The sequence below is a fragment of the Actinokineospora cianjurensis genome (genome assembly GCF_003663795.1).
GTDB lineage: Bacteria > Actinomycetota > Actinomycetes > Mycobacteriales > Pseudonocardiaceae > Actinokineospora > Actinokineospora terrae.
This window is the reverse complement of sequence record NZ_RCDD01000001.1, coordinates 2,039,814-2,051,274: the sequence shown is the minus strand read 5'-3', so window position 1 is coordinate 2,051,274 and position 11,461 is coordinate 2,039,814. Positions and strand designations below refer to the sequence as shown.

The following is an 11,461-nucleotide window of genomic DNA, read 5'->3' as shown; positions in this document are numbered from 1 at the left end:
GCTTGACACAGGCAACTTGGCCGTGATGTCAAGCGCCTTCACACAGGTGGCCTAAGAGATCAGGCACGAGATCAACCAAGAACACGTGTTAGCGCTCACCGAGACATCATCAAACACATGCCTCGGTGCCCTTACCGGCAACCGGCCATCTGGAAGCGGTGGGCGGTGGTGGCGAGGAAGGTGTTGGTGTCGTGTGGGGATAGGGAGAGGGTGCGGATGGATTCGGCGTCCCTGCGGTAGGGGGATACGTCGGTGGGGTTGTGGAGCCAGAGGGTGGAGAAACGTGTTTCCACGAAGGCAACTGGGCCTATTGGGGTTGAGTCGACGATGGTGAAGGGGCCTTCTAGGCCCGGGTGCCAGCCTTGGCCGGAGGGGGTTATCCGTAGCTCTATATGTGGGCGGCGGGAGAGGGCTAGGAGGTGTTGGAGTTGTTCGGCGGCTGCGGTGGTGCCGCCGATGTGTTGGTGCAGGGCGGGCATTCCGATCAGGGCGGTCAGTCGGATGGGGTTGGGGCCCGTGATGACCTGTTGGCGGCGTAGTGCGTGTTGGACCTCGGCTTCGGTGCGGTGCGTGGACCTAAGAACCGTGGGTGTCTGCAAGAGCTCGGGCAAGACCAAGGGCGAGACTTGCAGAATGCTGGTCGCGGCGCGTTCGTACTCCACATAGGCTTCTGCCTGTTGGCGGCGTTCGGCGTCGGTGGTGGCGAGCCACTGTGGATCACCCACCCGGTAGGCGAGTGTCATCAGTTCGTCGTGGCGCGGGCCGTCGACGCCGAAGGCGGTCAGCATGCGGGACACCAGTTCCGGCTTGGGGATCCGGATGCCGTTCTCGTAGCGGGACAGGCTCGGGACGTCCCGGTTGAGCGACCGCGCGGCCTCGCGCAGCGACAGGTCGGACGCCTCCCGGCAGCGGCGCAGCACGCGTCCCAACGCGACCGCTTTCGGTGTCCTCGGCATGGCTCTCCCCTTTGTCGACGGCCGGAGACGACGAAGAGTGACCGGCCGGGTGAAAGAATCGCTTGATGCACGTACGGCAAACGCGTCGCAGGACTCGGCTCGGTGGCGCGAGACTCGGGGCATTCGGTTTTCGATTGTAGATCACACGGAGTTGGTGATGACCGGTACCCGCGAGCCCATCTCGGCCGAGGACGCGCTGCGTCGGTTCCCCGAACTGGGCGCGTTGGTCGCCCTGCGCGACCGGCAGTGGCGATTCCACCTGTTGACCGAGGACGACGAGTTGGTCGCGGTCGCCGCGACCAACACCGAGGAGCGCTACACCGACGCGGTGTTCGTCTTCGACCAGCACCACGTGCTGGCGAACCGCCTCGTCGAGGACGGGGTGGTGTGGATGAAGGACGGCTCGGACCTGGTGGAAGTGGTCAACGACCTGCTGAGCCTGCCCGCACCGGGCGAACCGGGGGCACCGAACCTGGTCATCCGGCCGACCTCGTTGTGGATCCCGTGAGCGGGGGCGAGGTGTGGCAGATGGTCCTAGGACTCATCGTGCCGGTGCTGCTGGTCTATGCGGCGCTGGTGTGGTGGGGCTGTTCCCGCGATCGGTGGAGGTGATGGATTGTAAGCACACCTTTCGACAGGTCAGCCGCCGGTCTTGAGTCCGGTTCCGCGAATGTGCGCCGGAGACGGAGAAACGCCCCGGGACAGTCCCGGGGCGTTTCGGTGGCAATTGGTCCTAGGCCGCCGGGCATTTCCGGCAGACCAGCGCTGGATCAGGCGAACACCGAGTTCAGCCAGTTCTGCCACGCGGCGGCGGTCTTGTCGGTCTCGGCAGGGGCATCGAACAGGTGGTGCGCCAACGACACCGGCGCGCCCCAGACCTCGCGGCAGTAGAAGCGGTAGAGAGCGTCACCGGACCGGAGGCCGACGAACTGTCCCTCCAGGTAGTCGACCTCCGCGTCGACGGGATCGATACCGGGAACCTCCACCCGTACGCGCTGACCGACGCCGGTAACCCCCAACGCGCGGCGCAGCACGTCAACCGAACCTTGCGCGGTAGACGCCTCAGGACCGTCAGCGGCAACGTAGGTCGCGGCCTGTCCCGGGAAGTACTTCACGTACTGGCCGAGGGAGTGCAGGTAGAAGTCCGTGTGCTTGCCCGCGCCGTCGTACTGGGTGTCCCAGTCGTCGGTGAAGATGCCACTGTGGACGTACCGCAGGACGGTAGTGCCACCGTCGCGCGCCTCGATGATGTGCTCCAGCGCGTTGAACCAGCCGTCCGGCCCCTCGGTGCGGACCGAGACCTCGTGCGGCGGGTTCCACGCGGTGACCCGGCTGCCGGATTCGTCGACCGTCCCGTCGGGGTTCGGGTACGGGATCGGGAACAGCCACGAGCCGTTGTTCTCCGTGATGGCGTTGAACGCCTGCTCCGGGGTGGCCTCGACGACGATCTCGCGGCGGATCTCGAACTGCTTCGACATGGTGTGCTCCTTCACGGACGGGTCAGTGGTCTTGCGGGGGCTTGAGGCTGGGGTGCAGCGCGACGATGAACCGGTGCTTGCGGCCGCCCGGCGCGTCCTCGCTGTGGTACTTGCGGACCAGGTCCGCCACGGCTTCCTGGAGTTCACCGGCGAAGGCGGCCCGGTCGGCCGCGGTGGCGAAGGTGATCTCGGAGTCGCTGGCGTAGGTCGCCAGCCGCTGCTTGGCCGCGGTGGCGCCGACGATGAGCTGGCCGAGTTCGCGTACCAGTCGGGCAGCGAGGGCGAGCAGCCACCGCGCGGAGAGCTGGTCGGGGAACTTCGACGGATCAGGGGCGACCGCGGAGAGCGCAGCGGGCGAGATGACGTAAGAGGCAGCGGTAGCGCGAAGAACCCGCTCGGTGCAGTTCCCCTTGCGCCGCTCCTCCACCAGTTCGACCAGCCCGTGCTTCTCGAGCGCACGGAGGTGGTAGTTGACCTTCTGGCGCGGCAGCCCGACGGTCACGGCCAGCGAACTGGCCGAACCGGGCTCCGCGAGCGCGGCCAGCAGGGCCGACCGCACCGGGTCCAGCGTGACCTCGGCTGCCGCCGAGTCCTCGATCACCGCTACCTCGAACATGGGCCTACCCTCTCACCGACAACTTTTCTTGTCAAGGACGACCCGAGTTGTCGGTGCGCGCGGCCCGTACCCTGCTCTGACCTGGCCATCCGCTGAAAACCTCGAGGAACGGGAGCCCATGCCCACCTACGCGCTGCTCGTGCGGCCCGCGCTGAACCGCGTCTACGCCGACTCCTCGGTGGACCTGATGGCCGCCGAGCTCGCCGTGTTCGGTGACCGGGCGTTGGGCGGGCGGGTCGGCGGGATCGAGCCGGTACGGATCGGCGGAGTGCCCTACCTGGCGTTCGAGGCCGACAGCCTTGACGAGCGCGATGTGCGCTACCTGGCCAACCTGTCGTCGGCCTACGCGCTGTTCGAACGACAGGGCGATCTCCTGGCCCCGGTAGAGCTGACGCCGCTGGACAAGTTCGACGACGACCTGGTCACCATCCAGAAGTACTCGGGTAAGACCAACGAGCACTTCACCAAGCTGATGCTGAACCTGGCGGTGACGTCATCGGAGTTCGCCGGGGAGATGCTGGACCGCAGGCTCCGCGTGCTCGACCCGCTGTGCGGCCGGGGCACCACGCTCAACCAGGCCCTGATGTACGGCTACGACACGGCCGGGATCGACCTGGACGCCAAGGACTTCGACGCCTACTCGGCGTTCCTGCAGACCTGGCTCAAGCGCAAGCGGATCAAGCACACCGCCGACGTCACCCGCGTCCGCCGCGACGGCAAGGTCGTCGCCCGCCGCCTCACAGCGTCCGTCGGCGTCGACAAGGAGAGCTACAAGGCAGGCGACGCCCTCAGCCTCGACTACGTCAACGCGGACACCACTGAGGCGCCCAGGTTCCACCGCGCGGCCACCTTCGACCTCATCGTCGCCGACGCCCCTTACGGCGTGCAGCACGGCAGTCGAGCAGGCGGTGGCCTCCACCGAGGCCCGTTGGAACTGATGCGGGCAGCACTACCCGGCTGGGCTCGGCTCTTGCGCCCGGGAGGAACGATTGCCCTGTCCTGGAACACGAACGTCGCCCCACGCACCGCTCTGGTCGACGCCCTGGCAGAGGCAGACCTGACGCCGCTCGACGAAGGCGCCTACCTCGGTTTCTCCCACCGGGTCGACCAGGCGATCGTGCGCGACGTGGTGGTAGCGCGGAAGTAGGTCCCTTATGGACGCAGCGCGCGGATAAGAGCGTCCACGTCCTCGTCGGACGTGACGATGCTCGGCCCGACCCGCACGTGCCGCTCGTTGTACGGGGTCACGGTCGCCGACACACCCTTGGCCGAGAGCGCCGCCACCACGGCCTGCGGCGGGGTGTCCGCCACGTCGAAGCAGATGATCCCGGCCGACAACTCGGGCGCCGCAGGCGTCACCACCGTGATCGACGGGATCCCCCTGAGCTCGGCCTGGACCCGGTCGACCTGGGCCCTGGTGCGCGCCAGGACCCGGTCCCTGCCGATGGCCAGGTGGAACCGGAACGCCTCGGCCAGCGCCCAGCGGTACTCGAACGAGTGGTAACCGCCCGGGGTGACCACCTCGGCCGTGGTCGGACCTGCCGGGGTGCCGTTGAGCCACTCGTCGAACGCCGGTCCGCTGAACGACGGCAGCACGGGCGCGACCGCCGCCCAGGCACCCTGGCGCGCCCAGATGATGCCCGTGCCCCGAGGCCCGAACAGCCACTTGTGCGTTCCGGAGATCAGGAAGTCGCAGCCGAGGTCGGCCGGGGTGGCCGCCTCGACACCGAGCGCGTGCACCGCGTCGACGCACAGCAGGGCGTGTTGTCGGGGTGGCAAGGAGGCGTTGTGCGCGGCGATGGCGTCCGCGATGGCGCGAACAGGCAGCTTCACCCCGGTCACGGAGTGCACCCAGGTGATGGCGACGACCCTGGTCTCGGGCGTCAGTCCGGCGCGGAGCCTGGTGACGATCTCCTCGGCGGAGGCAGTCGCGGCGGTGTCGTAGAGGCGGACGCGACGGACCTCGGCGCCGCGGAGTTTGAGCGCGTGGTGCGTGGAGTAGAAGTCGTGTTCCGTCGTAAGAACGTGCTGTCCGGGTGAGAGGCGAATCCCTGCATAGAGCAGGCCAAGCCCCATGGTTGTGCTGTCGGTGAAGGCGATGTCCTCGGCACGACCACCCAGGTACTCCGCAGCGGCCGCGCGCACGGCCTCTTCAGCAGCGCCTGCTTGAGCGTCAAGGTAAGCGTGTGTGTCGCGGTCCAATCCCGCGCGATGCCGGTCTATCGCGTCACTCACCGGCCGCGGGGGTGCGGCGAGCACGTAGGCGGAGAACTGTCGAACGTCGCGCGTCAGCGGAAACTGCCCGCGGACCGAACCCCAATCGGTCGGGTTGAACGGCGTCGCAGTAGCCGATTCCTCGGCGGTGCAGGCCACGGCACCTGCCGCTACCGCGAGCCCGGAGCCCGCTGCGAGGAACCGGCGACGGGTCAGGTCCATGGGTGCTCCTCGGGGCAGGCGTGCCCCAGTGTCGCAGGCCACGGCCCTGGAACGCAGGTACGCTCGAAGGCGAACGGATGTGCAACGCCGGAAGGCCCCTCGGTGTTTACCTGAGTATGGATGACCTGCCCGAGAGCGACGCCGACAACGACGTGGTCATGCTCGCGGCCATCGTCGAGGACCTCGACGTGGGGTTCGCGGGCATGGTCCGCGCCTACCAGCGGGTGGTCTACTCGGTGGCACTGAGGGTCGGTGCGGGCGCGGATGCCGACGACCTGGCCGCGGAGTGCTTCCTGCGCGCTTACCGCGCGCTGCTGGGTTACGACCGCTCGCGCATCCTCGCGCTGCGGCCGCGGTCGTGGCTGTTGACGATCCTGCTCAACACCTGGCGCAACACGGTGCGCGGCGCGAGCAGGCGCCCGGCGGTGGCGATGGCGGACGTGCCGGAACGGCCCGCGCCGGGGCCGACCGTCGAGGACATGGTGACCGGGAGCGAGACCAGGGGCGAGTTGGGTGCCCTGGTGTCGGCGCTGCCGGAGAACCAGCGGCTGGCCGTGGTGCTGCGGCACGTGGTCGAGCTGCCGGTGGCCGAGATCGCCGCCGTCATGCGGATCCCCGAGGGGACCGTGAAGTCACACGTCTCCCGCGGCCTGGCCCGGCTGCGGGAGCAGTACGCGAAGGAGGTGGTCCGATGACCGGCGAGGACAGCCACGACCCGCTCGCGCTGCGGCTGGGCGGCCTGGCGGTGGCACCACCGCGCGACCTGACCGGTGCCCTGTACGGGGACTGGACCAGGGTCGACGGCCCGGTCGGCGAGCTGCTGGTCGCCTTCACCGAGGTCGGCGTGAGCTACATCCGCACCGCGGCCTCGGTCGGGGACGACGACGACACCTTCCGCGACCGCTTCCACGCCCTGTTCCAGCGCCCGCTGCGGCGGGCGAGCGACGTGCCCGCGGGACTGCGGCGGGCGTTGCGCGGCCAGGACGCCGCCGGGGTTGCGGTCGACCTGCGGGTGCTGACCCCGTTCGAGCGGGACGTGCTGACCGCGACGCGGGAGATCCCGACCGGCCAGACCCGCCCGTACGCCTGGGTCGCGCACGCGATCGGGCGGCCCAAGGCGGTCCGCGCGGTCGGCACGGCGCTGGGCAACAACCCGGTGCCGCTGCTGATCCCGTGCCACCGGGTGACCCGCTCGGACGGCAGCCTCGGCCAGTACGTCTTCGGCGCCGAGCTCAAGGAGCGGCTGCTGCGCGCGGAAGAGACCAATGTGGACGAACTGCTGGACTTCGCCAGGTCCCGCGTCGCCTACATCGGCTCCGACGGCGTGTACTGCTACCCGACCTGCACCAGGGCCAGGACGGCAGCGGACCCGCGCGGGTTGCGCACCCTGGCCGCCGTGCGTGCCGCCGGACTGCGGCCGTGCGAACTCTGCACCCCGGCAGGGTAATGGAACTGGACACGGTGTTGGCCCTGGCGCGGCGGCGCGGGGGCGGGCTGGTGAACGTGGGGCACGGGCGGGACCCGAGGTCGACGGCCGCGGCGGCGGCGTTCGTCGCGGCCTGGGCGGGGACGGTGTGCGCGGTCGTGTCGTGGCCACCGGAGGCGGCGTCCTGGCTGCGGCAGGCGTGCCGGTTCGCGGGCGGGAGCCCGGACCTGTGGGTGATCGCGGACGACGCGGCGTCCTGGGCGGGCATGGGTCGGCGGTTGGTGGCCCAGCCGCAGTGGCGGCCTGGTCGGACGATCGCCTTCTCCGGCTTGGCCGACCCGGCCCTGCCGGGGCTGGTCGGCGACGTCGACGGACTGTCCGGCGCGGGGTCGGACGGGTCGAGTTGGTCGTTCTTCGACGGCAGGCTCCACCGGTCGGATGTCCGCAGTGGAGTGAGCACAGTGGAGGGTCGGTGGAGCTGATTCCCCGACCCCGCCTCGACCTCGCGCCGGGAGCGGTGCACCTGCCGGACTGGCTCGACCTCGACGCCCAGCGCGGACTGCTGGCCGCGTGCCGGGAGTGGTCGCCGGGGATGCGGCAGCAGCGGCTGCCCAACGGCGGGGTCATGTCGGTGCGGATGGTGTGCCTCGGCTGGCACTGGGCGCCGTACCGCTACACCAGGACCCTCGACGACGGCTCGACCGTGCTGCCGTTCCCGCGGTGGCTCGGCGACCTCGGCAGGCGGGCGGTCGCGGCAGCCGGGTTCACCGGGGACTACCGGCCGGACATCGCCCTGGTGAACTTCTACGACGCCGAGGCGCGGATGGGGCTGCACCAGGACAAGGACGAGCGGTCGCCGGACCCGGTGGTGTCGTTCAGCCTCGGCGACACCGGGGTGTTCCGGTTCGGCAACACCGAGGACCGGGGTCGCCCGTGGACCGATGTCGATCTCCGGTCCGGTGACCTGGTGGTGTTCGGCGGCGAGTCGCGGCTGGCCTACCACGGGGTGACCAAGATCAGGCCGGGTACGGCCGATCCCGACCTGGGGCTGGGCGGGCGGCTGAACATCACCCTGCGAGTGTCCGGGTTGGACTAGTCCGTCCAGCGGCGACGGTCACCCACACAGCCGCACTGCGTGACGCGCTCCGTACCGAACGGGGTAGAACACCCCACCGATGAGCATTCCTCGGTTTTGCGTCAACCCGCTGGTAGACGCGATTCCCCCGATCAGGGGGCAAGAACGTTTCGCCAATCCACTCTTTCGGGTGTCACTCCACAGTGCGGACTTGCTCGCTCCCCGACCGTCCGAACCGTACAAAGAACGGTGTCGGGGTTGTCCGCCCCGACCGGTTCGATCAGAGGAGGTTTCACATGCTCGGCCAACTGCTCGGCCCCTTGCTCGGCGTGGTCACCGGCATCCTGAACACCGTGATCAGCACCGTCACCAGTCTCCTCGGTGGCCTACTCGGCTAGCGCACGCCGTCCCGGACCCCGCGGGGTCACCCGATGGGCGGGGTCCGGGACACCCCCGCTCGACTGCCCGACACTGCGTGGCAGGCACCAGCCCCCTCGGCCATGGCGACGATCCGGCCACCGCGCACCAGCAGCGCCACCTCGGTCGCGTCGCTCACCGCCGTGATCCCCACCCGCTCGGCGAGCGTGTCATCGCGGATCACAGATAGCGGCAACGCTCCCCGAAAGGACTGTCGCAAGCCGATGACGGTCTCGGCGAGCACGAGCCGGGTCAGTGGATGCAGCTCAGCAGGCTGGCTTGTCACCACCGCGAGAGTCACCCGATGCCCTAGCCGCAACGCTTCTTCCACCGCCATCAACCGGTGAGTGCCTACGACAGCGACGACGCCGTCTATGTGCACCGGTTCACCGCTGACGAGGTCACGTGCGGTCGTCTCCGGCCACGGCTCGTCGACGGAGTGCGCGGGGACAGGGTTGTGCGGATAGGACCACCAGTCGTTCAGTTCCAATCGCGTCAACTGCTCGCAGGCGCTGATCACGTCAAAGGGCTCTACCAAGCCCGGTGCGACCCGGGCGAGCGCTGTAGTCCCGTGCAACGTTGTCAGGATTGCCTGAGCCTGTCGCACTCGTCGGGCCGGTGGCGCTCCGCTTGGGGAAGGCACGGGCTCTAGGCGCTCCATCGCCAGTCCGAGCAAGAGGGCGCTGAGTTGTCGCAGCCGCGTGTAGGGCAACGCGAGATCGTCGACTACCTCGGGCGCCAAGTACGTGCCGAGACCTGGTTCTTCCAGCCGCGCGACCCAGGCGTGCGCGAATGCCCCTACCGCGTCCCACAGCGTGTCCGCTGACGGATCGCGTGGCGTCGATTTCTCCGCCCGGGCCGCGAGCACCTCTAGGTAGAGAGCGCGTTTGCCGGGGAAGTTGGAGTAGACCGCGCCTCTAGTCAGGTCGGCGCGCGCCGCGATGTCGTCGACCTTGGCGTCCCGGTAGCCCCGGGCCACGAACTCCTCGCGCGCGGCGTCCAGGATCCGCGCCCGGTTGGTCTCCTGGATCTCCGCCCGGCTCATCCTCGCACCCTTCACGCGCACATCATCGCCGTTGCCGTGACAGCCCGTTCAGATGATGACATCATCTGGTCAGAACATCTACCTGCGGAGGTCGCTCATGCCCGTCGTTCCCGAGGTCCCGGTCACCGATCCGGCCGTGCTCGCCGACCCGTTCAGCGCGTACGCCCAGGCCAGGGCGGTGTCACCGGTGGCGAAGCTGACCGGGGCGGGCATGCCGCCGATGTGGGCGGTCACCCGGCACGAACCCGCGCGGGAGGTGCTGAACGACCCGCGGTTCGTGCTCAGCGAGGCCAGTTTCCTGCGGCCGCCGGGCATCCCCGAGCACTGCCAGCGGTACATGCACACCATGGCGGAGATGGACGGGCCAGAGCACGCGCGTGTTCGCGGTGCGGCCGCGCCCGCGTTCACCGCGCGCCGGACGGCCGTCATGCGGCCGCGGATCGAGGCCGCCGTCGGTCGGTTGCTCGACTCGCTGGACGCGTCCGCTGACCTGCTGCGCGACTTCGCCGGGCCGCTGCCGATGGTGGTGATCTGCGAGCTGCTCGGCATCCCCGAGGCGGACCGACCGGTCTGGCTGGAGTACGGGCGGGCGGTCGCGGCGGGCTACGGCCCCGGGTTCCTCGCCGCCATCCCCAAGATCATGGCCAGCGCGGAGGCGGCGGTGGCGGCCAAGCGGGCGCGGCGGGGGGACGACATCCTGTCGCACCTGCTCGACAGCGAACTGACCGAGACCGAGCTGGTGACCCTCGTCTGGCACCTCGCGCTGGCCGGGCAGACCCCCACCAACCTGATCGCCAACGGCGTCGCGGCCCTGTTCGCCCACCCCGCGCAGCTCGACCTGCTGCGCGCCGACCCGGGGCTCGCGTCTACAGCTGTAGAGGAACTGATGCGCTGGTGCGGACCGCAACTGCTCACCACCCCCCGCTTCGCCACCGAGGACATCGGCGTCGGCGACGCGATCATCCCCCGGGGCGCCGCCATGACCGTCGCCATCTGCTCCGCCAACCGCGACCCCGACGCCTTCCCCGACCCCGACACCCTCGACATCACCCGCCCGCTGGGCGCCCCCACCCACCTCGGCTTCTCCCACGGCCCCCACTTCTGCCTCGGCGCGCCCCTCGCCCGACTGCAGACCGAGATCGCCCTCACCGCCCTGTTGGCCCGCTTCCCCTCCCTCCGGCCCGCGACCGACCACTTCACCCGCACCCCAGACCCAGGCACCTGGCGCTTGGCCGAACTCCCGGTACACCTGGCCGGATAACCGCACAATCACCCTCCGAACGGGTAATCCCCTTACCCGGCCGCCCTTTTCGCCCAGGTCGCGTTATCCACAAGCAGTCCTTTGTCCACAGATGCCGCCGAGTTCTCCCGCCCCACACCACCACCCCGATAGACTGGCGTCGGGGCAGCCCCCCGGAGAGGGTGGGGGCTGGGGTGGGCGGGGAGGGCCTCCGCAATCGCGCGGGTGGGCTTGGGTCGCCTTGGGGTTCCGAGGGCGGCGGAGTGCGCGCGTGATCTTGAGGCGTAGGGCGCCGTGCGGCGGGGGCGGTCGGGGGGGCGGGTGGGGTTGGCCTGGCGGGGCAGTCGGACTGACTGATGTGGTCACGCAGGCTGGACGGGGTCAGGGGCTCGGTGACGACAATGTCGCGCAGAACAGCAGTGCGGATTCGGGCGGAGTGCGTGGGCGAATTGGCGGTCGCGGGCCAGCAGGGTGAAGTGAGGGCCAGCGAAACGCAGCGAGACAGAGCCGGGTCTGCCGGGTGCGGCGGGAATGACAGGGGCGATCGGGGCAGGCAGGGACGCACACGGGCCGGCGGAATCGGCTCGGCGGGTGCGGGCAGGCTGGCGGGACAGGTGTGGGCGGGCTGAGCGCCTCGCCTACGACTTCGGGTCCACGCCGGTCAAGCACCGCGTCTACGTCTGGGGTGGACCAGGCGAACTCGACTACACGCCCGTGCGGTACCTCGGCGTCGCGTGAGCGGGAATCCGCCGATCGGCCCGGTGGGCGGCTG

13 protein-coding genes are annotated in these 11,461 nt (G+C 69.7%); 8 read left to right on the top strand and 5 right to left on the bottom strand.

What is annotated here, in order from left to right; translation table 11 throughout:
• Positions 1-131 precede the first annotated feature (131 nt).
• Positions 132-956, bottom strand: coding sequence for a helix-turn-helix domain-containing protein (locus CLV68_RS09425; protein WP_170224173.1), 825 nt, complete (start codon positions 954-956; stop codon positions 132-134).
• A gap of 157 nt (positions 957-1,113) precedes the next feature.
• On the opposite strand from CLV68_RS09425, the gene CLV68_RS09420 reads away from it, so the two are divergent.
• Positions 1,114-1,464: a hypothetical protein gene (locus CLV68_RS09420; RefSeq protein ID WP_121389992.1), complete on the top strand. Its 351-nt coding sequence runs from the start codon at positions 1,114-1,116 to the stop codon at positions 1,462-1,464.
• A gap of 262 nt (positions 1,465-1,726) precedes the next feature.
• On the opposite strand, the gene CLV68_RS09415 is transcribed toward CLV68_RS09420, so the two are convergent.
• Both CLV68_RS09415 and CLV68_RS09410 read right to left on the bottom strand, forming a co-directional pair.
• On the bottom strand, positions 1,727-2,434 hold the full coding sequence (locus CLV68_RS09415) for an SRPBCC family protein (RefSeq protein ID WP_121389991.1): 708 nt from the start codon (positions 2,432-2,434) through the stop codon (positions 1,727-1,729).
• A 22-nt stretch (positions 2,435-2,456) separates the two neighbouring features.
• Positions 2,457-3,050, bottom strand: a complete 594-nt coding sequence (locus CLV68_RS09410; RefSeq protein ID WP_121389990.1) for an ArsR/SmtB family transcription factor — start codon at positions 3,048-3,050, stop codon at positions 2,457-2,459.
• A 118-nt stretch (positions 3,051-3,168) separates the two neighbouring features.
• Between CLV68_RS09410 and CLV68_RS09405 the strand changes: the two genes are divergently transcribed.
• Positions 3,169-4,197, top strand: a complete 1,029-nt coding sequence (locus tag CLV68_RS09405) for a TRM11 family SAM-dependent methyltransferase (protein WP_121389989.1) — start codon at positions 3,169-3,171, stop codon at positions 4,195-4,197.
• 5 nt (positions 4,198-4,202) lie between these two features.
• Here CLV68_RS09405 and CLV68_RS09400 read toward each other — a convergent pair whose 3' ends face one another.
• Positions 4,203-5,486 carry an aminotransferase class V-fold PLP-dependent enzyme gene (locus CLV68_RS09400; RefSeq protein WP_121389988.1) on the bottom strand — a complete coding sequence of 428 codons (1,284 nt, stop codon included), beginning with the start codon at positions 5,484-5,486 and terminating at the stop codon, positions 4,203-4,205.
• A 116-nt stretch (positions 5,487-5,602) separates the two neighbouring features.
• Here CLV68_RS09400 and CLV68_RS09395 point away from each other — a divergent pair, with 116 nt between their 5' ends.
• From CLV68_RS09395 to CLV68_RS09380, 4 genes are read left to right on the top strand one after another with little or no spacing between them, the layout of a single operon-like run.
• On the top strand, positions 5,603-6,181 hold the full coding sequence (locus CLV68_RS09395; RefSeq protein WP_211346448.1) for an RNA polymerase sigma factor: 579 nt from the start codon (positions 5,603-5,605) through the stop codon (positions 6,179-6,181).
• A complete protein-coding gene (locus CLV68_RS09390; RefSeq protein WP_121389987.1) occupies positions 6,178-6,933 on the top strand; it encodes a methylated-DNA--[protein]-cysteine S-methyltransferase in 756 nt (251 codons plus the stop codon). The genes CLV68_RS09395 and CLV68_RS09390 overlap by 4 nt, the downstream gene beginning before the upstream one ends.
• A complete protein-coding gene (locus CLV68_RS09385) occupies positions 6,933-7,394 on the top strand; it encodes a hypothetical protein (protein ID WP_121389986.1) in 462 nt (153 codons plus the stop codon). Before CLV68_RS09390 ends, CLV68_RS09385 begins: the two co-directional genes overlap by 1 nt.
• Positions 7,385-8,008, top strand: a complete 624-nt coding sequence (locus tag CLV68_RS09380) for an alpha-ketoglutarate-dependent dioxygenase AlkB family protein (RefSeq protein ID WP_121389985.1) — start codon at positions 7,385-7,387, stop codon at positions 8,006-8,008. Before CLV68_RS09385 ends, CLV68_RS09380 begins: the two co-directional genes overlap by 10 nt.
• A 403-nt stretch (positions 8,009-8,411) precedes the next feature.
• Here CLV68_RS09380 and CLV68_RS09375 read toward each other — a convergent pair whose 3' ends face one another.
• Positions 8,412-9,449 carry a TetR/AcrR family transcriptional regulator gene (locus CLV68_RS09375; protein ID WP_121391072.1) on the bottom strand — a complete coding sequence of 346 codons (1,038 nt, stop codon included), beginning with the start codon at positions 9,447-9,449 and terminating at the stop codon, positions 8,412-8,414.
• Between the two features lie 97 nt (positions 9,450-9,546).
• Here CLV68_RS09375 and CLV68_RS09370 point away from each other — a divergent pair, with 97 nt between their 5' ends.
• Together CLV68_RS09370 and CLV68_RS33770 are read left to right on the top strand one after the other, a co-directional pair.
• Entirely contained in the window at positions 9,547-10,710 is a 1,164-nt protein-coding gene (locus CLV68_RS09370; protein ID WP_121389984.1) for a cytochrome P450, read from the top strand.
• A gap of 570 nt (positions 10,711-11,280) precedes the next feature.
• A complete protein-coding gene (locus CLV68_RS33770) occupies positions 11,281-11,427 on the top strand; it encodes a hypothetical protein (protein ID WP_170224171.1) in 147 nt (48 codons plus the stop codon).
• Positions 11,428-11,461: the final 34 nt, after the last annotated feature.